Origin of the sequence: Bacillus sp. THAF10 (assembly GCF_009363695.1) — a bacterium.
Lineage (GTDB): Bacteria > Bacillota > Bacilli > Bacillales > Bacillaceae_I > Sutcliffiella_A.
The window spans coordinates 2,769,809-2,791,557 of record NZ_CP045403.1 but is presented as its reverse complement, the minus strand read 5'-3'; the positions used below and the strand labels follow the sequence as shown (position 1 = coordinate 2,791,557).

General features: G+C 40.8%; 20 protein-coding genes and 1 other annotated feature. Of the genes, 19 read left to right on the top strand and 1 reads right to left on the bottom strand.

The window, feature by feature from the left end; all coding sequences use genetic code 11:
* The first annotated feature begins 11 nt into the window (after positions 1 to 11).
* The 12 genes from hydA to FIU87_RS14580 all read left to right on the top strand — a co-directional run bounded on the left by hydA (position 12) and on the right by FIU87_RS14580 (position 13,474).
* Positions 12 to 1,436, top strand: coding sequence for a dihydropyrimidinase (hydA, locus tag FIU87_RS14635; protein ID WP_152445276.1), 1,425 nt, complete (start codon positions 12 to 14; stop codon positions 1,434 to 1,436).
* A 113-nt stretch (positions 1,437 to 1,549) separates the two neighbouring features.
* Entirely contained in the window at positions 1,550 to 3,013 is a 1,464-nt protein-coding gene (locus FIU87_RS14630; protein ID WP_152445275.1) for an NCS1 family transporter, read from the top strand.
* 21 nt (positions 3,014 to 3,034) lie between these two features.
* Positions 3,035 to 3,268 (top strand): hypothetical protein, encoded by a 234-nt coding sequence (locus FIU87_RS14625; RefSeq protein ID WP_152445274.1) that lies wholly within the window; start codon positions 3,035 to 3,037, stop codon positions 3,266 to 3,268.
* Between the two features lie 68 nt (positions 3,269 to 3,336).
* Positions 3,337 to 3,570, top strand: coding sequence for a hypothetical protein (locus tag FIU87_RS14620; RefSeq protein ID WP_152445273.1), 234 nt, complete (start codon positions 3,337 to 3,339; stop codon positions 3,568 to 3,570).
* Positions 3,571 to 3,705: 135 nt separating this feature from the next.
* Complete coding sequence (locus tag FIU87_RS14615) at positions 3,706 to 5,313, top strand: PucR family transcriptional regulator (protein WP_152445272.1); 1,608 nt, start codon at positions 3,706 to 3,708, stop codon at positions 5,311 to 5,313.
* A gap of 145 nt (positions 5,314 to 5,458) precedes the next feature.
* A complete protein-coding gene (locus FIU87_RS14610; protein WP_152445271.1) occupies positions 5,459 to 6,925 on the top strand; it encodes a CoA-acylating methylmalonate-semialdehyde dehydrogenase in 1,467 nt (488 codons plus the stop codon).
* Positions 6,926 to 6,976: 51 nt separating this feature from the next.
* Positions 6,977 to 8,332, top strand: a complete 1,356-nt coding sequence (locus FIU87_RS14605; protein ID WP_152445270.1) for an aspartate aminotransferase family protein — start codon at positions 6,977 to 6,979, stop codon at positions 8,330 to 8,332.
* A 56-nt stretch (positions 8,333 to 8,388) separates the two neighbouring features.
* Positions 8,389 to 9,447 carry an AI-2E family transporter gene (locus tag FIU87_RS14600; RefSeq protein ID WP_253905431.1) on the top strand — a complete coding sequence of 353 codons (1,059 nt, stop codon included), beginning with the start codon at positions 8,389 to 8,391 and terminating at the stop codon, positions 9,445 to 9,447.
* 47 nt (positions 9,448 to 9,494) lie between these two features.
* Positions 9,495 to 9,724 (top strand) — a binding site (T-box leader).
* Positions 9,725 to 9,770: 46 nt separating this feature from the next.
* Positions 9,771 to 12,404, top strand: coding sequence for an alanine--tRNA ligase (alaS, locus tag FIU87_RS14595; RefSeq protein ID WP_152445269.1), 2,634 nt, complete (start codon positions 9,771 to 9,773; stop codon positions 12,402 to 12,404).
* Positions 12,405 to 12,483: 79 nt separating this feature from the next.
* A complete protein-coding gene (locus FIU87_RS14590; protein WP_152446586.1) occupies positions 12,484 to 12,750 on the top strand; it encodes an IreB family regulatory phosphoprotein in 267 nt (88 codons plus the stop codon).
* Between the two features lie 3 nt (positions 12,751 to 12,753).
* Positions 12,754 to 13,170: a Holliday junction resolvase RuvX gene (gene ruvX, locus FIU87_RS14585; protein ID WP_152445268.1), complete on the top strand. Its 417-nt coding sequence runs from the start codon at positions 12,754 to 12,756 to the stop codon at positions 13,168 to 13,170.
* A 16-nt stretch (positions 13,171 to 13,186) separates the two neighbouring features.
* Positions 13,187 to 13,474 (top strand): DUF1292 domain-containing protein, encoded by a 288-nt coding sequence (locus FIU87_RS14580; RefSeq protein ID WP_152445267.1) that lies wholly within the window; start codon positions 13,187 to 13,189, stop codon positions 13,472 to 13,474.
* Between the two features lie 29 nt (positions 13,475 to 13,503).
* On the opposite strand, the gene FIU87_RS14575 is transcribed toward FIU87_RS14580, so the two are convergent.
* Positions 13,504 to 13,977, bottom strand: coding sequence for an Rrf2 family transcriptional regulator (locus tag FIU87_RS14575; protein WP_152445266.1), 474 nt, complete (start codon positions 13,975 to 13,977; stop codon positions 13,504 to 13,506).
* A gap of 437 nt (positions 13,978 to 14,414) precedes the next feature.
* Here FIU87_RS14575 and mltG point away from each other — a divergent pair, with 437 nt between their 5' ends.
* The 7 genes from mltG (at position 14,415) to FIU87_RS14540 (ending at position 21,734) form a co-directional block, all read left to right on the top strand.
* Positions 14,415 to 15,554, top strand: coding sequence for an endolytic transglycosylase MltG (mltG, locus tag FIU87_RS14570; protein WP_152445265.1), 1,140 nt, complete (start codon positions 14,415 to 14,417; stop codon positions 15,552 to 15,554).
* Between the two features lie 180 nt (positions 15,555 to 15,734).
* Positions 15,735 to 16,400, top strand: coding sequence for an O-methyltransferase (locus tag FIU87_RS14565; protein WP_253905430.1), 666 nt, complete (start codon positions 15,735 to 15,737; stop codon positions 16,398 to 16,400).
* Entirely contained in the window at positions 16,393 to 17,319 is a 927-nt protein-coding gene (locus FIU87_RS14560) for a peptidase U32 family protein (protein WP_152445264.1), read from the top strand. Before FIU87_RS14565 ends, FIU87_RS14560 begins: the two co-directional genes overlap by 8 nt.
* 22 nt (positions 17,320 to 17,341) lie before the next feature.
* Complete coding sequence (locus FIU87_RS14555) at positions 17,342 to 18,613, top strand: peptidase U32 family protein (RefSeq protein ID WP_152445263.1); 1,272 nt, start codon at positions 17,342 to 17,344, stop codon at positions 18,611 to 18,613.
* A 5-nt stretch (positions 18,614 to 18,618) separates the two neighbouring features.
* A complete protein-coding gene (gene udk, locus FIU87_RS14550) occupies positions 18,619 to 19,254 on the top strand; it encodes a uridine kinase (protein ID WP_152445262.1) in 636 nt (211 codons plus the stop codon).
* Between the two features lie 162 nt (positions 19,255 to 19,416).
* Entirely contained in the window at positions 19,417 to 19,890 is a 474-nt protein-coding gene (greA, locus tag FIU87_RS14545; protein WP_152445261.1) for a transcription elongation factor GreA, read from the top strand.
* 56 nt (positions 19,891 to 19,946) lie between these two features.
* Positions 19,947 to 21,734, top strand: coding sequence for a peptidoglycan D,D-transpeptidase FtsI family protein (locus tag FIU87_RS14540; protein WP_152445260.1), 1,788 nt, complete (start codon positions 19,947 to 19,949; stop codon positions 21,732 to 21,734).
* The last annotated feature ends 15 nt before the right edge of the window (positions 21,735 to 21,749 follow it).

The following is a 21,749-nucleotide window of genomic DNA, read 5'->3' as shown; positions in this document are numbered from 1 at the left end:
ACGAAAAAATCATGTCAGGAAAAAAGTTAATTAAAAATGGAATCATTGTCACGGCAAGTGATCAGTATGAAGCAGATATACTCATTGATGGGGAACAAATTTGTTCTATTGGTGTGAATCTAACTGCTCCAGGGGCAGAGGTCATTGATGCAAAAGGGTGCTATGTATTTCCTGGTGCCATTGATCCGCACACCCATTTGGATATGCCTTTTGGGGGTACAGTGACAAAGGATGATTTTGAAAGTGGAACAATGGCCGCGGCCTTCGGTGGCACCACCTCTATTATTGATTTCTGTTTAACAGAAAAAGGCAAGCCGCTCGAGGATGCAATCCAAACGTGGCATAAAAAATCCAAGGATAAAGCTGTCATTGATTATAGCTTCCATTTGATGATTGGTGAAATGAATGACAAGGTGCTCTCTCAGCTTCCTCAGGTTATAGAGGAAGAAGGAATTACCTCTTTTAAAGTTTTTATGGCCTATAAAAATGTCTTTCAAGCTGATGACGCAACCCTTTTTCATACGCTTAAAACCGCAAAAGATCTTGGCGCTCTTGTAATGGTGCACGCTGAAAACGGAGATGTGATTGATTATTTAACAAAAGAAGCCTTGGAGAAAGGAAATACAGATCCAATTTATCATGCGCTGACAAGGCCACCTGAAGTGGAAGGGGAAGCAACCGGTCGAGCTGCTCAGCTTACAAAGCTAGCAAATTCTCAACTGTATGTGGTCCATGTTTCTTGTGCTGAGGCTGTCGAAAAAATAGCAGAGGCAAGGAATAAGGGAATAGAAGTGTGGGGCGAAACGTGCCCACAATATCTAGCACTTGACCAAAGCTATCTCGAAAAACCTAACTTTGAAGGCGCAAAATATGTTTGGTCCCCTCCACTGCGAGAGAAATGGCATCAGGATGTATTGTGGAATGCCTTAAAGAGTGGGCAGTTGCAGACACTTGGATCGGATCAATGCTCCTTTGATTTTGATGGGCAAAAAAGTCTAGGAAAAGGTGATTTCACCAAAATTCCTAACGGTGGCCCAACGATTGAAGATAGAGTTAGCATTTTATTTTCAGAAGGAGTAAAAAAAGGCAGAATCAGCATTAACCAGTTTGTGGACATTGTCTCCACACGGGTGGCAAAGCTGTTCGGTATGTTTCCGAAAAAAGGGACCATTGCAGTGGGAGCGGATGCTGACATTGTCATATTTGACCCTAATAAAGAAAGAGTTCTATCCTCTTCCACTCATCATATGGCAGTAGATTATAATGCCTTTGAAGGGATGAAGATAACCGGCGAGCCAGTTTCTGTCATGGTACGGGGAGAATTCGTGGTACGTGATAAACAGTTTGTAGGTAAAGCAGGATATGGGAAGTATTTGAAACGAAAAAAATATGGAGCAACAGAAAAACAAAAACAGAACGAGACATTGCCTATTTAACGAAGAATTCGTAGCATTCCAATAACAACAACCTCCATATGCTTGGCCTTCGCTATTGCTTTTAGGTCAAGCATTTGTTTTACAAAAAAAGACGATGATGGGGTGTTGAAAAGATGAAAAAAGCAAGCTATTTGAAATCACCAGATCTTTTACCAATTTCACATGCTGGAAGAAAAATTGGAACGCTTGGTTTTGCTGTCATGTGGGTTGGGATGGCCGTAGTACTTGCTGCATTTGCCATTGGGGGAGCGGGTGTTCAAAGTTTATCTCTTGGCTGGGTTATCCTCGCTACGATTATTGGAAGTGTCGCTATTGGACTATTCATGACGATTACAGGTGATATTGGAATTGAGCATGGTTTGTCCTTCCCAGTATACATGCGTGCACCATTTGGAACGGTCGGTACCCATATCCCATCCATCATAAGAGGGTTAGCTGCTTCCTTTTGGTTTGGGATAAACACATACTTTGGTGCCACTGCTATGAATGCCATTCTTTTTACTTTGACAGGTTTTGATAATTGGTTTGTCTGCTTTTTAATCTTTGCTGCAATACAGCTGTTAAATACGGCGTTAGGCATCAAAGCGGTGGAGCGTTTTGCAGACCTTGCTGCACCAATTATCATCATAATTTCCGCATGGATGTATACCACATTATCAGATAAAGCCCTAGAGCAAGGAAGAGAGGTTTGGTCTTGGATAGAAAGCCCGGTAACAGGTGGTGCTGCCGTTACGGCATTTCTTGTCGTCATTTTCAGTAATATGGGCTTTTGGGCGACACTTGCTGCAGATATCCCTTCCATTTCTAGATTCATTAAAGCACCAAAATATGAAAGAAGCTGGTTAAAACGGAATAAATCAAGCATCGTCGGCAGTGTCGTCGCATTGCCAATCACCCAAACCTTCATGGTAGCAATCGGTGGAGTATCTTATATTGCTGTAGCAAACTATGATCCTGTATTGGCCCTGCAGGAAGCAGCAACAGGGATTGTGCTCGGTGTTTTATTGTTAATGATCATTTTCGCTCAATGGTCTACCAATGCTTCTGCAAACCTAATTCCAGCAGCAACTATTTTTTCTAATGTTGGGGGTCCAAGAGTTCCGTTTTGGGCTGGAGTTGTCATTGCGGGGATCGTTGGATCAATAGTGCAGCCTTGGAATTTGTTCGGAATTCTTATTCCAGTCCTACTTATCGTTGGAGGAATTTTATCTGCTATCGTTGGAATTTTATTCGCAGACTACTATTTATTAAGAAAGCGACGAGTCAATGTGCATGATCTTTATGAGGAACACGGCCAATTCAGCTATACTAAAGGGTTCAATCTTGCTGGTTTTATCGCATGGATTGCAGGTGGTGCAGCAGCATACTATCTTGCCAATTATTCTTTTATTGTCGGCTTTGTCGTAGGTGCAGGTCTTTACTATGTTTTAGCAAAGTACTGGTACTTCCGGAAATATGAACAGGCGGAAATTACAGACCCAGATGATGAAAAATACTTGGGAATAACCGTTGGCAGAGATTGGGTAATCAAGGAAGAGGCTGAATATTATGAAACACCAGAAGAGCTCTCTAGTTAAAAAAAGTAGGAGGAATAGATTTTGAGTGATTACCAACAATATGTAGCAGAAAAAGAAAAAATTGATTTTTTTATCGTGAAAGGCTATCACATAAAATCTGTAGAAGAAAATTTAGAAGGCTCTTTTCTTTTACTTGAGAAAAACGGAGATGAAAAAGAAAATGTGGAGCAACAAACCCTTCACATTAAGCATGCAGATGCTAGAAAGTATTTCGCATCCATTCTAATCAGGCAACAACGTGGAGAATTTTTATAAATTCCTCATAGACTAACCATAACAAGAATAAAATCATGTAAACTGCTTCGTGAAAGGAGTATCGATAGATGGAATATCAACTCAAATGTAAAGAAAGTGCCTATCCCTGTGAAGTAACGATTGATGAGGATAACAACAGATTTACGATCCGAAAAGCGGATTCTAGTGGAGAATACTTTAACTCGCCAGAAGAATTGGTACATTGGATTTTAGAAAACTGGGATTCCAGTGATTTCAATGACGAAGGAGAATTTCAAGAAATGCTCCAAGAAATTCAGCTAACGTTCCCAATAAATAATTAAGGTTAAGGGTGACAAGTCGAGGGTGCTTGTCACCTTTTGTGTTTATTTGTCAGAATATTTAATAAAATTATGATGTTTTTTCCTTTATAATAAGAAGATGGACAATCCACACTGATAACGTGATGAGGTGAAGAAATGAAAGCGATACTGTCACTGCAGGAAATTCTCCAAAACAAACAGTTCGAAACAGCCAAAGTCATTGCTGGAAGTAAGGGACTGCATCAGCAGGTTAAATGGGTTCATGTAGTGGAAATAGCCCAAATAGAAAAACTATTAAATGGGCACGAATTGATTCTATCCACAGGCGTTTCTTTTGGTCAGGATATCGAAAAGTTTCAAAGCTTTGTTCAACAATTAATTAACTGCAAGGCAGCAGGATTATGCATAGAAAAAGGCAGCTATATCCCCGAGATTCCACCGGAAATAATTCACTTAGCAAATAATGCACAATTTCCTCTTATCCTTTTCCATCAAGAAGTGTCCTTTGTTGACATTACACAGGAAATTCATTCTGTACTAATTAATCATCAGTATCAAAAAATCACCCAGCTAGAAAACTACTCGCAAAAGCTTAATAAAAAGCTACTTACACTTACTCATGAAAATGAAATCCTCACCTACCTACAAGAACATCTTGAAGTTCAGGTGATTTTTGAATATAGCAACAAGGAGAAAATCTTTATCCCAGATGTTCCGATTCATGATCGAAAAAAATACCTCTGCCACACGCATTCTCCAGCTACTACCGAGTATTATTGGAGACAGCCGGTTTATGTAATGGAAAAGCAACATGGAATGATTCATTTCTTATCAGAAACAAGAGTTTTAACAGATTATGACCATCTGTTGATAGACAGGACAGTAACGGCGCTTGCGCAACATATATTACGAGGATTATACGTAGAAGAAAAAAGAAGATTAGAAGAAAGTGAATGGCTAAGAAGCTGGTTGGAAGGCGGGCAGACAAAGGAGGCGATTCGAAATTTTCTTGGTAGAAATGATAGCTTTTTTCAAAAGAGCGGGATGGTGCTGCTTTGCAGAAAAGGAGACCCACAAGCTCCCTCATTGGATAAAACCTACTTGACCCTTTTATTTCGATCGACCTTTGAAAAGCTCGGCTTTACTTTGTTTTTCACTGAGATGAAAAATACCCTAACCATCATCATGTTACATAGCAGGGAAGAAAAGAGCTGGAAAGAAAGTATGAAGGAAGGAGTTAAAGCGCTGCTTGATAAGCAGAAGGATAAAAAAGGGAATCCCACGCTTCGACTAGCTGCAGGAAAATATGTGCAGCCTCTTGATCAGCTTTCCAAGAGTTTTCAATCTGCCTGGGAGGCATTGCAAATTCAAGAGCAACTATTAAAAGGAGAAGTTTTTTCCTGTTTTGAAGAACTCCATATTTATCGTCTTATTTCCTTCATGCAAAGGCAGCATGATCTCCGGGAATTTGTAATGGAGTATTTAGAGCCAGTCATTCTTTATGACAAAAAACATAATGGGAAATTGCTAGAAACGCTAAAAGTCTATCTTTCCTGTAATGGTTCAAAAAAAGAAACCGCAAGCAAGCTTTTTATTGTTAGACAAACACTCTATCACCGCATTCAGAAGCTTGAAAGTCTTTTAGGAGAAGACTTCATGAACCCAGAAAAACGGCTAGTCATCGAGTTTATGGTAATGGTCTATGAATATCTTCATACAACTTCTGGGTATCCAGAGGGAGAAAGTAAAGTGCGATCTTTTTAGAGGTCAGCACTTTTTCTTTTGGTAGCAAAATGTTAGCTAATACATACAATTCGTTTTACACTTTGTCTAATGAAAGACTTTTTGATTTGTCAGATAATAGTCGTAAGACCCTTTTCATAATTTCCAAAAAGGAGGAGGAAGAGTTGTGACTTTAACTTCAAACAAAACGGTTGTCCTACAAAATTTTATTAATGGCGTATGGGTGGACTCTAAAGGAAATGAACAGCATGAGGTCATTAATCCGGCCACAAATGAGTGCCTTGCTAAAGTTCCAATCTCTACAAAAAGTGATGTGGAGGATGCTGTAGAAGCAGCTCAAGCAGCGTTTAAAACGTGGAAAAACACCCCTGTACCAAAGCGTGCGAGAATTCTATATGCCTACCATCATCTCTTATCGAAACATCACGATGAACTTGCAAAATTAATTGTGTTGGAAAATGGAAAGGCATACAAAGAAGCACATGGTGAAGTGCAGCGAGGGTTAGAATGTGTGGAATTTGCAGCAGGAGCTCCCACTTTGATGATGGGAGAATCCCTGTCCAATATCGCCGAAGAAATCGATTCAAGTATGTATCGCTACCCACTCGGGGTTGTGGGAGGCATTACACCATTTAATTTTCCGATGATGGTACCCCTATGGATGTTCCCACTTGCCATTGCTTGTGGAAATACCTTTATACTCAAACCTTCAGAGCGTACCCCAATGCTTGCCAATCGACTTGTTGAACTATTTAAAGAAGCAGGAGGTCCTGATGGGGTACTAAATATCGTGCACGGGGCACATGATGTAGTAAATGGGTTATTAGATCATGGCGCTGTGAAAGCTATTTCTTTTGTCGGCTCACAACCAGTAGCCAAGTATGTTTATGAAACAGCAGCAAAAAATGGCAAGCGTGTGCAAGCTTTATCAGGAGCGAAAAATCATCATGTGGTGATGCCAGATGCCAATGTGGAAAAAGCAGCGCAACATATTCTTACCTCTGCGTTCGGAAGTGCTGGGCAGCGTTGTATGGCCTGCAGTGCTGTTGTGGTGGTGGGAACTAACGAGAAGTTTGTCGAGGAATTAAAAGCAAAGGCAAATGAACTTTCGATCGGAAATGGAATGGATGAAGATGTGTTGTTGACGGCTGTTATTAGAGACTCTCACAGAGAAAAAGTGCTTGGGTTTATCACCCAAGGAATTTCAGAAGGGGCATCATTAATTCGAGACGGAAGAAAAGAGATGGAGGAACATTCGGAAGGCAATTTCCTAGGTCCGACAATTTTTGATCATGTTACGCCAGAGATGACGATTGCCAAAGAAGAAATCTTTGCACCTGTATTAAGCCTTCTGCGAGCAAAAGACTTGGATGAAGCCCTCTCACATATTGAAAAGTCCCGGTTTGGCAACGGAGCTACCATTTATACAAAAGATGCCAAGGCAGTCCGACAATTCCGGGAAGAAGCAGACGCAGGAATGATTGGAGTTAATGTTGGGGTTCCTGCGACAATGGCATTTTTTCCATTTTCCGGCTGGAAGGATTCTTTCTATGGCGACCTGCATGTGAATGGGAAGGATGGTGTCAATTTCTACACCCGCAAAAAAGTGATCACATCACGATTTGATTTTTAGATTTTCATATCTTCAAAGGGGGGGACCCTCCTTGAAAAGGGGAGAAGTGAAATGGGAAAGATAAATCAAACGGAAAATTTACTTGCTCAGGATGACCGCTTTGTTTGGCATTCTATGAAGCCATATACGCCAGATGCAACGATGGTGATAAAAGAGGCAAAGGGAGCTTGGATAACAGATATCGATGGCAAGCAATACTTGGACGGCATGGCAGGATTATGGTGTGTAAACGCAGGATACGGAAGAACAGAGCTTGCAGAAGCCGCATATGAACAGTTAAAAGAGCTAGCTTATTTTCCACTCACCCAAAGTCATGTGCCTGCTATAAAGCTTGCTGAAAAACTTAATGAATGGCTTGAGGATGATTATGTTATTTTCTTTTCCAATAGCGGTTCAGAAGCAAATGAAACCGCCTTTAAAATTGCCAGACAATATCATGCTCAAAAAGGAGAATCGGACCGATATAAAATTGTCTCCAGATATCGCTCCTATCATGGCAATACCATGGGTTCTCTAGCTGCTACAGGTCAAGCTCAGCGAAAGTATAAGTATGAGCCGCTAGCACCAGGGTTTGTGCATATTCCACCACCTGATACGTACAGGATGGAGGATGGTCATCTTGAGAATACGATGAAAATGCGTTGTGTGACAGATGTGGATCAGGTAATGACCTGGGAGTTAAGTGAAACGATTGCTGCCATGATTATGGAGCCCATCATCACAGGGGGTGGAATCTTGACTCCGCCAGAGACCTACATGCGTGATGTCCATGATATATGCAAAAAGCATGGAGCGCTATTAATAGTAGATGAAGTGATTTGTGGCTTCGGCAGAACAGGGAAAAAATTTGGTTTCATGAATTATGGTGTCCAGCCTGATATTATTACAATGGCCAAAGGAATCACTAGTGCCTATTTGCCTTTGTCTGCAACGGCGGTCAAAAAAGAGATTTATGAGCAGTTCAAAGGTAGCCAAGAATATGATTATCTCCGCCATGTAAACACGTTCGGAGGTAGTCCTGCCGCGTGTGCCCTTGCCTTGAAAAACTTAGAGATTTTAGAGTCAGAAAGATTGATGGAACGTTCAGCAGAAAAAGGCGCCATCCTATTAAGTGAGTTAAAATCACGACTTTCCAATCATCCAAATGTTGGCGATGTCAGAGGAAAAGGACTCTTAATAGGAATAGAGCTGGTAAAGGATAAAGCTACAAAAGAGCCAATAGAAATAGGCAAAACCAATGAAGTGATTGGCTACTGCAAAAAGAAGGGGCTACTTATTGGGAAAAACGGAGCGACAGTGGCCGGTTATAATAATGTTCTAACACTTTCTCCACCACTTACGATAACGGATGATGACCTTCAGTTTATGATCCAAACAGTAGGAGAGGCCCTATCACAACTGAAATAAAAGTTCGTATATTTAAGCAGAACTAAATAGAAAATAACGAGTAGGAGGCGTTTCTCTTGGAAAAACAGAAGAAATGGCTGTTACGGCTAGGTACACTTCTACTCGTTATGATAATTTTATATGTGTTTATGAAATTAAGTCCCTTATGGCAACCAATACTTCGGGTTGTTTTTGTTATTAGTATTCCGTTTTTTATTAGTATTTTTATCACCTATTTGTTGCATCCGGTTGTGGAGAAAACACATAACCGTGGAGTTCCAAGACCTGTAGCTATTTTGGTCATATATTTGTTGTTTTTTGGTAGCCTTGGCCTTGGCCTCTATCATGGAATCCCCGTTATTATTAAACAGTTCCGGGAGCTTTCTGATAATTTCCCTCAATATGCTGAAACATATAGTACCTGGATTAAACAGATTCATAAATCCACTGCAACCTGGCCTGATGGGGTTCATACGAAAGTGGACCAAACGTTTAATGAATTTGAAGCGATGCTCTCAAATTTAATGACAAAGATTGTTAAAGGGCTAAAGGGAATCTTAAATTCCTTTTTCATCCTTATTGTCATTCCTTTCATAGTTTTTTATTTGTTAAAGGATTATGATCAGGTGAAAAAAACCATCTGGTATCTTACTCCCCGTAAATGGCGTGAAGGTGGAATTGCATTCTTAAAAGATGTGGATCTCTCCCTAGGAAGCTATATCAGAGGACAGCTTACCGTATGTTTGCTTATAGGTGTTTTAGCATCAGCGAGCCTATGGATCAGTGGTATGAAGTATGCCCTTGTCCTTGGGGTCATTATTGGAATTACCAATGTTATCCCGTATTTTGGTCCCATTATTGGTGCGTTTCCAGCCGTCATTATTGCGTTAACAATGTCATTTAAGATGGTGATCATTGTCGTTGTCATTATTTTTGGCCTGCAATTTGTGGAGGGAAACATATTATCTCCGTTGATTGTAGGAAAAAGCCTGCATATTCATCCGGTGTTTATCATTTTAGCACTGTTAATTGGTGGGGAAGTGGCTGGTGTAGTTGGGTTAATCTTAGCAGTTCCGGTATTTGCTATCTTAAAGGTTACCTTAACCCATGTAAGTGCACATTTTATCAAGCATTGACATTCCACATTCTCTTGCATATAATCGAAACATAAAAGCTACATACAAGTAATTCAAAGAAGGATCAAAGTACGTTACAGACCATTTTTTGGGAGCAAGATTTGCTCACGTAGAGAGGAGTTCCGAGGCTGAAAGAACTCTAAAATGAAGGGTAACGGAAAGCTAATCCAGAGTGCAGCGTAAAATGTTGCCGGCTTGCCCCGTTAAACGCAGTCTGAGAGATGGCTATTTTTAGTCATAATCAGGGTGGTACCGCGAGAACACTCTCGTCCCTGTTTTATAGGGACGGGAGTTTTTTATGTTTAAATAAGGAGGTAATCAAAATGAAAAAGTTAACATCTGCTGAAGTTCGCCAAATGTTTTTAGATTTCTTTAAAGAAAAAGGACACGCAGTCGAGCCAAGTGCATCCCTAGTACCACACGAAGATCCATCCCTACTGTGGATCAATAGTGGAGTGGCAACCTTAAAAAAATACTTTGATGGACGTGTGATTCCACCAAATCCACGCATTTGTAATGCGCAAAAATCGATTCGGACGAACGATATTGAAAACGTAGGAAAAACTGCGCGTCATCATACATTTTTTGAAATGCTCGGAAATTTTTCCATCGGGGAATATTTCAAAAAAGAAGCTATTGACTGGGCTTGGGAGTTTCTTACTAGCGACCAATGGATTGGCTTTGATGAGGAAAAACTATCTGTTACCATTCATCCAGAAGACGAAGAAGCATACAAATACTGGAATGAAGTTATAGGAGTGCCAGCTGAACGGATTATCCGCTTGGAAGGGAACTTCTGGGATATTGGGGAAGGCCCGAGTGGTCCAAACACTGAAATTTTCTATGACCGTGGAGAAAGCTATGGTAACGATGCAAATGATCCTGAACTTTATCCAGGAGGGGAAAATGAGCGTTACTTAGAAATTTGGAACCTTGTATTTTCAGAGTTCAATCATAACCCTGATCATACCTATACCCCACTACCAAAGAAGAACATTGATACAGGTATGGGACTTGAGCGAATGGTTTCTGTTATTCAGGATGTTCCAACAAACTTTGATACGGATTTGTTTATCCCAATTATTGAAGCGACAGAAAGTGTATCAGGAGAGAAATACCGTAAGGACCATGAAAAGGATGTAGCGTTTAAAGTAATCGCAGACCATATTCGTACGGTAACTTTTGCGGTGGGAGACGGAGCGCTTCCATCAAACGAAGGGCGTGGCTATGTGCTTCGCCGCCTGTTAAGAAGAGCTGTTCGGTATGCAAAGCAACTTGGAATCAACCGTCCATTTATGTTTGAGCTTGTGCCTGTTGTGGCGGAAATCATGGTCGATTTCTACCCAGAGGTAAAAGAAAAGCAAGAGTTCATCCAGCGAGTGGTGAAAACGGAAGAAGAGCGCTTCCATGAGACGTTAAATGAGGGGCTTGCGATTCTATCAACTGTGATCTCTAAAGCAAAAGAAGAAGGAAGGACCGTTATTTCAGGATCAGATGTGTTCCGTCTTTATGACACGTACGGGTTCCCAGTTGAATTAACAGAAGAATATGTGGAAGAGGATGGCATGACTCTCGATCACCCTGGCTTTGAAAAGGAAATGGAAATGCAACGCGAGCGTGCCCGCGCTGCTCGTCAGGATTCTAGTTCCATGCAGATTCAGTCTGGTGTGCTTGGCGAAATTCGCTCTGAAAGCAGCTTTGTAGGTTATAATCAATTGACGGTAGAGTCAACGCTTTCTGTTATCGTGAAAAATGGCGAGCTTGTAGATACGGCTGGTGCTGGTGAGGAAGTACAAATTATTTTGTCAGAAACTCCATTTTATGCCGAAAGCGGCGGACAGGTGGCTGATCATGGATACCTAGCTACCGAAAGTGGACGAGGGTTTGTGAAGGATGTGCAAAAGGCTCCAAATGGTCAAAACCTCCACACTGTCATCGTGGAAGAAGGAGAGCTTCATCGAGAGCAAGCAGTAAAAGCAGAAGTGCATGCACAAAACAGAGCGCAAATTGTGAAAAACCACACGGCAACGCATTTACTTCATCAAGCGTTAAAAGACGTTCTAGGAACACATGTTAACCAAGCAGGTTCTCTTGTTACTTCTGAAAGGATGCGCTTTGACTTCTCTCATTTTGGCCAAGTAACACAGGAAGAAATGGAAAGAATTGAAGCGATTGTGAACGAGAAAATTTGGGCAAGTATAAATGTGGTCATTGAAAACAAGAGTATTACGGAAGCGAAAGAAATGGGAGCAATGGCGCTGTTCGGAGAAAAATATGGCGATATTGTCCGTGTCGTTCAAGTGGATAATTATAGCATCGAGCTTTGTGGAGGCTGCCATGTTTCAAACACTTCCGCGATTGGGTTGTTTAAAATTGTAAGTGAGTCAGGAATTGGAGCAGGTACACGCAGAATCGAAGCGGTAACAGGTGAAGGTGCGTATCGCCTTATGAATGATCAGGTGCAATTGTTAAAAGAAGCGGCAGGGAAATTAAAGACGAAACCGCAAGATGTAAGCTCCCGTATCGACGCCTTACTTATCGATTTAAAAGAGCTTCAAAGGGAAAATCAGTCTTTATCTGCAAAGCTTGGGAATATTGAAGCATCCTCCCTTTCCTCGAAAGCAAAAGACGTGAACGGCGTCACGATGCTTGTGAGTAAAGTAGCTGGAACCGACATGAACAATCTCCGCACAATGGTGGATGATTTAAAAACAAAGCTTGAGTCTGGTATCATAGTACTTGCAAGTGTGCAGGACGGAAAAGTAAACATTTCCGCTGGTGTGACAAAAGATCTTATTGAAAAAGGCTATCATGCTGGTAAGGTAGTAAAAGAGGTAGCAACTCGCTGTGGCGGAGGCGGTGGGGGCCGTCCTGATATGGCACAAGCTGGTGGAAAGAACCCAGAACAAGTCGACTCTGCGCTGCAATATGTAGAAGAATGGATAAAATCCGTTTAACATTGACGACATTTGGTGTACAATATAGGTAACAATTTACATGCAGATAAATAAGAAGTCTAAGAGAGAGGTGCAAATGATGAGCTCCTTTGACAAAACAATGAAGTTTAACTTTACGGAAGATGCATTGGAAGCGAATGTTGATGACGTTTTAATTACGGTATATGAGGCCCTGCAGGAAAAAGGCTACAATCCAATTAATCAGATTGTCGGCTACTTACTTTCCGGAGACCCTGCTTATATTCCCCGTCACAAAGACGCGAGAACACTGATTCGTAAAATTGAGAGGGACGAGCTAATTGAAGAGTTAGTAAAATCGTACCTAGAACAGCACCGCAAGGAGTAGTACATGCGCATTTTAGGCTTAGACGTTGGGTCCAAAACCGTTGGTGTCGCAGTGAGCGATGAAATGGGATGGACTGCACAAGGATTGGAAACGATAAAAATTGACGAGGCAGTCAACAACCTCGGCTTTAAACGATTAAAACAGATAATCGCAGAGTACAAGCCGGAAAAAGTAGTGATTGGCTTGCCAAAGAATATGAATGGCTCTGTAGGTCCACGTGGCGAAGCTAGCCAAGCATATGGAGCAAAGCTAACAGAAAAAACGGGACTCCCCGTCATCTATTGGGATGAACGTCTTTCCACTGTTGCAGCAGAAAGAATTCTGCTGACAGCAGATGTTAGCAGAAAAAAAAGAAAACAAGTGATTGATAAAATGGCTGCAGTTGTTATTTTACAAGGATACTTAGACAGTCAACAATAATTTTGAGGTGATTAGAATGGAACACGGAGAACAGCATATTACAGTAGTAGATGAAAACGGCAACGAGCAGCTTTGTGAGGTTTTGTTTACGTTCGAATCAGAAGAGTTTGGTAAATCATACGTACTTTATTATCCAGTAGGGGCAGATGAAGACGACAATGAAGATATCGAAATTCACGCTTCTAGCTTTGTGCCAAATGAATCTGATGAAGGTGGCGATCTTGAGCCAGTTGAAACAGACGAAGAGTGGGACATGATTGAAGAAATGTTAAATACCTTCCTAGCAGAGGAAGAAGAACAATAAACAACCTAAAAAAAGAGGACATGCAGAATTCACGATTCTGTATTGTCCTCTTTTGTTATTTCTGTTTGAATAGATACTAATAACGAACGTAGCTGGTTTTTATTTTTAACTAAATCATGCAAGGTGTATTGATCAAGAACGTTCAAAAATGCCTGAAGTGCTTGGTTAAGTATTCCTTTTAACGAACAGCTTGGTGAAATAATGCATTGATTGTCTTCAGAAAAGCATTCCACAATCGTAAAATCCTCTTCGGTTTCTCTAACTAGCTTTCCGATATTTATTTCCGATGGCTCTAAGGCTAAGCTTAATCCACCGTTTCGTCCTCTTATCGTTTCGACGTACCCTAATTTTCCAAGATGAAAGGTCACCTTCATTAAATGGTTTTTGGAAATACCATAGGCTGTAGCGATGTCTTTGATTTGCACAAGTTTCTGCGAATCTGGCGTGCTGGCTAAATATAGTAATACTCTTAATGAGTAATCCGAATAAAGTGTAAGTTTCATATGCTCCCTCCACTTATTTATTTTAGCATAAATGGTCATGTCATTTATAAAGGTAAAACTACTAATTAGCAACAAAATTATTTTTAAAAAGCTGTTTTCGTAAACTTTGTTGCTACTGCGTATGGTTAAGCAAAACGTGATCGACGTTGCTGTCATGCTTTTTCGTGGAGAAAGTTTCAGATATCTGGCAACTTTTCTTCGAATAATGACTGGAAAAAGTCTTAAAGCCCACTTTTTCCAAGTTTGTAGTAACAATCCTTTAGAAAAGAGCTTATTGAAAAGTATGAAAATAAATAGGGCAAAAGTAATGTGTTTTTTGAAAAAAATGATAGAATATGATGTAGGATTGTGTCGGAAATGTAAAATACGTTGTTTTTTTGTCAAATACATCATAAATTTGTTGTATAATTAACTGGTGCGCGAGAGGGGGTCTTTTTTTGTCTGAGAAAAATAATAAAGACTTGATACAAGAAAAATTAAAAGAGAAACATTTTGAAGCGAAGATTGTTCGCCGTATTGTATTTACTGTTTTTGTCATATTGATGCTTGCCATCACAGCAGTAATTGGCGGTGGATACTTCTATATAAAAAATGCGCTACAACCGGTAGATGAAAAAAATACTGATTCAAAAATGGTGGAGATTCCGATAGGCTCTTCTCCAACAGCAATTGGTCGAATTTTAGAAGAAAACGGGATTGTACATCATGGGAAGATCTTTCGATATTATACGAAATTCAAAAATGAATCTGGCTTCCAAGCCGGAGAATATGCACTAAGTCCTTCCATGAAGCTGGATGAAATAATTGGGCATTTAAAGCAAGGAAGAGTGGAGCAAGAAGTGGTGTTTCAAATTACAATCCCTGAAGGTCGTCAGCTCGAACAAATAGCAGAAATCCTCGAAAAAAGAATTGGTATATCAGAGGACGAATTTATTGCAACTGCCAACGATAAAAAATACTTAGAAAGCTTAATGGGGAAATTTCCGAAAATAATTACGGAGGATTTGCTAGATGAGGAAATTCGCTATCCATTGGAAGGCTACCTTTTCCCGGCAACCTATCCTTTCTATGTAGAAAATCCGACAGCTGAAGAAGTCATTGAGACAATGCTACAAAAAACACAGGAAGTGCTCGAAGAAGAAAAGATTAGAGTTGCTCTTGCAGAGTCAGAATTGAGCACACATGAATTATTGACAATGGCTAGTTTGATTGAAGCAGAAGCAACCTCACAAACAGATCGTGAAATGATCTCTAGTGTCTTTTTTAACCGTTTGGATGTGGGAATGCCATTGCAAACTGACCCAACTGTTCTCTATGCTTTAGGGGAGCATAAGGATAGAACTTTGTATGAGGATTTAGAGGTCGACTCCCCATATAATACCTACAAGAATCAAGGGTTACCACCGGGTCCTATTGCTAATGCTGGTTATTCATCGATACAAGCAGCACTAAAGCCTGCTGATACTGACTTTTACTATTTCCTTGCAACTCCAGATGGAACCGTTATTTTTAATGAAACATTGGATCAGCATAATATCGATAAAAATGAACATATCTCCGATCAAGATAACAGCTAATGGTAAATTGGGTAAAGCGGAATTTAATTCGCTTTCCCTCTTTTTTTGTGATAAAATATATCGAGTTGTTTTGAACTGAAAAAAACATTCTACCAGAGGCTCCTCCATGAGGTTACCTCTCTTTTCTTTGTGTTTTTCTAGCTTAAGACAGTTTTTTGAGAAGAAGGAGGCGTCCTAACCTTGGAAGCCAATAATGATAAATTAATCTCCTATTTAGAGGCACTAGCTACCCCTAGAAGTGCACTTGTCTCAAAAATGGAGAAACTAGCAAGGGAAGACAATGTTCCGATTATGGATTTAGTTGGAATGGAGACCCTGCTACAACTACTTCGATTAATAAAACCAACCCATATTCTAGAAATTGGAGCGGCCATTGGGTACTCTGCTATACGAATGGCAGAAGCTCTGCCATATACAACAATAGTGACCATCGAGCGAGATGAACAACGATTTCATCAAGCAAAAGCACATATAAAGGAAGCAGGCTTAGAGGATCGCATTCACTTAATTTTTGGCGATGCCCTAGAAGTACTGGATACGGTAAAAAAACATGCCCCGTTTGACTTGATCTTCGTTGACGCAGCTAAAGGTCAATATGAGCGTTTTTTCTCCATGTATGAAACTTGCTTAACCCATTCAGGCACGATTATTACAGATAATGTCCTTTTTCGCGGCTTAGTAGCTGAGGACATCAACACGATTGAACCGAAAAGAATAAAGAACTTAGTGAAAAAAATCGACCGTTACAACCATTGGTTAATGAATCATCCAGATTATCAAACCACTATTTTGCCAGTTGGTGACGGTATTGCCATCAGTATGAAACGAGGTGACAAACATGAATAAACCAGAATTGCTAGTAACTCCTAAAAACATTCAGCACCTCGAAGATTTAATCTTTGCAGGAGCAGATGCTTTTGTGGTTGGGGAACAACGCTACGGACTAAGGCTTGCGGGAGAGTTTTCAAGAGCTGAAGTAAAAAAAGCGATTGAGCTTGCGCATGCGCACGATAAAAAGGTGTATGTTGCCATGAATGCACTCTTTCATAATGAAAAAGTAGACGACCTATCTGCCTATCTGACTTTCTTAAAAGAAGCAGGGGCAGATGCCGTTATCTTCGGAGATCCTGCAGTGCTTATGGCTGCAAGAGAAGCTGCGCCTGACATGAAGCTGCACTGGAACACAGAAACAACTGCCACCAATTACTACACCTGCAATTACTGGGGCAGAAAAGGTGCTAAACGTGCCGTATTAGCACGCGAGCTGAACATGGATGCGATTGTGGAGATAAAAGAAAACGCAGAAGTGGAAATCGAAGTGCAAGTGCACGGCATGACTTGTATGTTCCAATCCAAGCGCTCCTTGCTTGGGAATTATTTTGAATACCAAGGCAAAGCCTTAAAGGTAGAAAAAACCCAAGATGCGGCGCTGTTGCTTCATGATAAAGAGCGCAACAACAAATACCCTGTTTTTGAAGATGAAAACGGGACACACATCATGAGTCCAAACGATATGTGCATTATCGATGAATTAGAAGAAATGATCGACGCAGGTGTGGATAGCTTTAAAATTGATGGTATCCTGCAAACACCAGACTACATGGTAGAAGTAACGAAAAAATATCGCCAAGCCATTGACCTTTGTGTCGAAAACCGAGATCAGTATGAAGAGGTTAAAGATGAGTTATTCGCGGAGCTTGAAGGATTACAACAAGAGCATCGTCCGTTAGATACAGGATTCTTCTTTAAGGAAACGGTTTATTAATTAGGGAAAGGAGGTAGCTGATATGACCACGTATGTAAATGAAAAGATATCAAAAGTTGTAGACGGAAAAAGAATCATTGTAAAAAAACCAGAATTACTTGCTCCTGCAGGTAATTTAGAAAAGCTCAAAATAGCTGTGCAATATGGTGCGGATGCAGTTTTTATTGGCGGGCAGGAATACGGGCTCCGTTCAAATGCAGGAAATTTTACACATGAGGAAATGGCAGAAGGTGTACAATTTGCCGAAAAATTTGGCGCGAAAATTTATGTAACCACAAACATATTTGCCCATAACGAAAACATCGACGGCTTAGATGAATATTTGCAAGGAATTGAGAACGCCGGCGTGCATGGCATCATTGTCGCAGATCCACTTATCATTGAAACGTGTAAAAGAGTGGCACCACGCCTTGAAATTCACTTAAGCACCCAACAGTCCTTGTCCAATTGGAAAGCAGTACAGTTCTGGAAGGAAGAAGGGTTAGAGCGTGTGGTGCTGGCTCGTGAAACAAGTGCAGATGAGATTAGAGAAATGAAGGAAAAAGTCGACATTGAAATTGAAACCTTCATTCATGGCGCTATGTGTATCGCCTATTCAGGACGATGCACACTTAGTAACCATATGACTGCACGTGACTCCAATCGTGGTGGATGTTGCCAATCCTGTCGCTGGGATTACGATTTGTATGAATTGGACGGAGCAGCGGAGAAGCCCCTTTTCACAGAAGAGGATGCACCATTCGCAATGAGTCCAAAGGATTTAAAGCTAATAGAATCGATTCCTCACATGATAGAACTTGGAATTGATAGTTTGAAAATAGAAGGACGCATGAAATCTATTCACTACGTTGCTACCGTTGTGAGTGTCTATCGAAAGGTCATAGATGCCTATTGCGCTGACCCAGATAACTTTGTGATTCAGCAAGAATGGCTAGAAGAGCTTGATAAATGTGCTAACCGTGAGACTGCTACAGCCTTTTTCGAAGGAGTCCCAGGGTATAAAGAGCAAATGTTTGGCAACCATAGCAAAAAGACAACCTTTGATTTTGTAGGACTAGTACTTGATTACAATCCTGAAACTCAAATCGTAACTCTGCAACAGCGAAACTTTTTTAAGCCAGGAGAGGAAGTCGAATTCTTTGGCCCTGAAATAGAGAATTTTACCCAAAAGATAGAAAAGGTTTGGGATGAAAGAGGTAACGAATTAGATGCCGCCCGTCATCCACTGCAAATCGTCCAATTTAAAGTAGAAAAACCGGTCTATCCAAACAACATGATGCGAAAGGGGCAATAAGGAAAATGGGGAAAAAACCGATCGTAATCGGAGTGGCCGGAGGTTCTGGCTCGGGAAAAACAAGCGTTACAAAAGCAATTTTTGAGCATTTCACGGAGAGATCAATTCTGATGCTTGAACAGGATTACTATTATAAGGATCAAACAGATGTACCAATGGAAGAGAGACTTAAAACCAATTATGATCATCCTTTGGCATTTGATAACGACCTATTGATTGACCATATTAAAAGCTTGCTACACTATGATAGTGTGAAAAAACCGGTATATGATTATACCCTGCATACAAGATCATCTAAAGTCATTGAAGTGGAACCAAAGGATGTAATTATTGTAGAAGGAATATTGGTATTAGAAGACGAACGTTTGCGTAACTTAATGGATATAAAGCTATTTGTTGATACAGATGCCGATATCCGTATCATCAGACGCATGCTTCGCGATATCAAAGAGCGCGGACGTACCATTGATTCTGTGATAGAACAATATGTTACAGTTGTTCGCCCGATGCACAATCAATTTATTGAGCCAACGAAAAGATATGCAGATATCATCATCCCAGAAGGCGGACAAAATCACGTTGCGATTGACCTGATGGTAACAAAAATTCAAACAATTCTTGAACAAAAAGAGATTTTGTAATAACATATGAGAAGCTAGAGAATTTTCCAATTGTGGAAGGAACGACGATGTATTCCATTTAATGGATACATCTTTTTCCACATTTACATACGCTTTATACTCAAGCAATTAGATAGATACATGTAAATTGGGGAATGCAATTACTAGAAGGAGTGAATAGTCATGGCACAAGAGAAAGTATATCCAATGACACAAGCTGGGAAAGACAAGCTTGTTCAAGAGCTAGACAATTTAAAATCTGTACGTCGTAAAGAAGTTGTAGAGCGTATCAAAATTGCTCGTAGCTTCGGTGACTTATCCGAGAACTCTGAGTACGATTCTGCAAAAGAAGAGCAGGCATTTGTCGAAGGGCGTATCACCCTTTTAGAACAAATGATCCGCAACGCAAAAATCATCCAAGAAGATAAGGAAACAGATGCAGTTGGTCTTGGAAAAACGGTTACATTCATTGAACTTCCTGATGGCGATGAAGAAACATACACCATCGTTGGTAGTGCAGAAGCAGATCCGTTTGAAGGGAACATTTCTAACGAATCTCCAATGGGTAGCTCTCTAATGGGCAAACGTGTAAACGATGAAGTAACCATTCAAACTCCAGGCGGAGAAATGAACGTCCGCATCGTTTCAGTAAAATAAAAGCAATTGATTAAATACCATGCACCTCGTCAACAATGTTGATGAGGTGTTTTTATATGCAACGGTTAATTAAAGGGAGAATAAACAAACTTGGAATCTGTGTGGTTTTGCTATTAAGTTTGTTAATTGGAAGACTTGTGCAGCTGCAGCTTGTTAGTACAGAATCTTTTTCAAAAGCGCACATCAATTTAATAGAGGCAAGTGTGAGGCAACGCACGCAAGCCCTGGTGGTAGATGAAGGCAGGGGACGTTTTATCGACCGACACGGACAGCCGCTCACACATGATTATTATCCAAGTGTCATTCTGTTTCCCTTTTTAAATGGGCTAGATTGGCCGAAAGAAGAAGTGGCAGCTATTCTTGAAATTCCAGTTTCCACTATCAATCGCTTACTGGCAGAAGCGGAAAAACCCGTCATATTAAATGAGAGCTTAACAGAAGCGAAAATGGAAAGTATTAACGAACTTGACTACCCAGGCATTGTTGCGTTGTACCGGCAGTTTAAGCTAGATGACCAGGTTGCAGAGCATGTGATTGGGTATACAAGTGAGAATAAAGATGTATTTCTAGAGCGCTATCCAGACAAGGTTTCCAAAGAAAATTACTCTGTCCACACGCCAATTGGTCAATCTGGATTAGAGGAAGCCTTTGATGAAATCATTTTGCCAGAGGGTACCACCCAGCTTTTATATCATGTCGACCGTTTTGGCGGACCGCTATTTGGCATTGACGTTCGATATATGGGGCCATCCAATCCGTACTATCCTGTGTCCGTGAAAACAACGATAGATAAAGAAGTTCAAAGGCTGGCGGAGAATGTGTTGGAGCAGCATCAGGTGGAAAAGGGCGGCATAGTCGTGATGGATATTGCAACTAATGAAGTGCTCGCAATGGCATCGAGACCCACGGTAGATAACAAGAATCCTGCAGCAGGGCAAGGAGCTCAAAATCTAATGCTCGAGCCACATTTTCCAGGCTCCGTCTTTAAAACAGTCGTTGCCGCTGCGGCCTTTGAAGAAAATATTATTGATGAAAAAATGACGTTTAATTGCGATCTAAAAATTAATGGGGAGATAGAGGATGAATCTGGACGCAAGGGGATATTGAATTTGGAATCTAGCTTCTCCCAAAGCTGCAATTACACATTCGGAGAGCTCGGTAAAAAGCTTGCTGAAAAAAACGTGAATGCTTTAGATAAATATGCGGAAATCCTCGGACTGAGCGGAACGGTGGGCTGGAAAGGAGACATGTTTGGTTTTGAGGATTTTCAGCAAATCCCTAAAGAAAGACAAGGAGTTGTTTGGCAGGGAGAGGATGAAAAGCGAGTTCCCCTTGCTGTTGCTCAAACTTCCATCGGACAAAAGGATGTTAAAGTAACCCCACTTTCTGTTGCAAACATGATGGCCACCATTGCGCGTGGCGGTCAATCAATGGAAGTAAAGCTTGTGCAGGAGATACTCTATAAAAACGGTACACCTTTATTCACGTTTTCTGACCATAAACGCGATGTGGATATGCTGTCCTCTTATACTGTGATGCAGCTCCAGCATTTGTTGCGGGAAGTGGTCGCAGCGGAACAAGGCACAGGACGTTTGATGCAAGGGCTACCGTATCAAGTCGCAGGGAAAAGTGGAACAGCTCAGACAGGCATATATGTGGCAGGTGACCCCGAGCAAGGAGAATATTATAATCGTTGGTTTGCAGGCTATTTTCCAATTCAAAGTCCGAGATACGCTATGGTAGTGGTGAATCTAGACGTTTTAGAACATGAGTATCCAAATACCCCGATTTACATTGATATGGTAAAAGGATTATATGATTTGGACATGCAGAAAGAACGATGAAGATTACTTTGGTGT

Excerpts from the sequence above, each read along its gene's own strand:
- hydA (WP_152445276.1), top strand. The coding sequence starts at position 12 with ATGTCAGGAAAAAAGTTAATTAAAAATGGAATCATTGTCACGGCAAGT.
- FIU87_RS14630 (WP_152445275.1), top strand. The coding sequence starts at position 1,550 with ATGAAAAAAGCAAGCTATTTGAAATCACCAGATCTTTTACCAATTTCA.
- FIU87_RS14620 (WP_152445273.1), top strand. The coding sequence starts at position 3,337 with ATGGAATATCAACTCAAATGTAAAGAAAGTGCCTATCCCTGTGAAGTA.
- FIU87_RS14615 (WP_152445272.1), top strand. The coding sequence starts at position 3,706 with ATGAAAGCGATACTGTCACTGCAGGAAATTCTCCAAAACAAACAGTTC.
- FIU87_RS14605 (WP_152445270.1), top strand. The coding sequence starts at position 6,977 with ATGGGAAAGATAAATCAAACGGAAAATTTACTTGCTCAGGATGACCGC.
- alaS (WP_152445269.1), top strand. The coding sequence starts at position 9,771 with ATGAAAAAGTTAACATCTGCTGAAGTTCGCCAAATGTTTTTAGATTTC.
- FIU87_RS14590 (WP_152446586.1), top strand. The coding sequence starts at position 12,484 with ATGAGCTCCTTTGACAAAACAATGAAGTTTAACTTTACGGAAGATGCA.
- ruvX (WP_152445268.1), top strand. The coding sequence starts at position 12,754 with ATGCGCATTTTAGGCTTAGACGTTGGGTCCAAAACCGTTGGTGTCGCA.
- FIU87_RS14580 (WP_152445267.1), top strand. The coding sequence starts at position 13,187 with ATGGAACACGGAGAACAGCATATTACAGTAGTAGATGAAAACGGCAAC.
- FIU87_RS14575 (WP_152445266.1), bottom strand. The coding sequence starts at position 13,977 with ATGAAACTTACACTTTATTCGGATTACTCATTAAGAGTATTACTATAT.
- FIU87_RS14560 (WP_152445264.1), top strand. The coding sequence starts at position 16,393 with ATGAATAAACCAGAATTGCTAGTAACTCCTAAAAACATTCAGCACCTC.
- FIU87_RS14555 (WP_152445263.1), top strand. The coding sequence starts at position 17,342 with ATGACCACGTATGTAAATGAAAAGATATCAAAAGTTGTAGACGGAAAA.
- udk (WP_152445262.1), top strand. The coding sequence starts at position 18,619 with ATGGGGAAAAAACCGATCGTAATCGGAGTGGCCGGAGGTTCTGGCTCG.
- greA (WP_152445261.1), top strand. The coding sequence starts at position 19,417 with ATGGCACAAGAGAAAGTATATCCAATGACACAAGCTGGGAAAGACAAG.
- FIU87_RS14540 (WP_152445260.1), top strand. The coding sequence starts at position 19,947 with ATGCAACGGTTAATTAAAGGGAGAATAAACAAACTTGGAATCTGTGTG.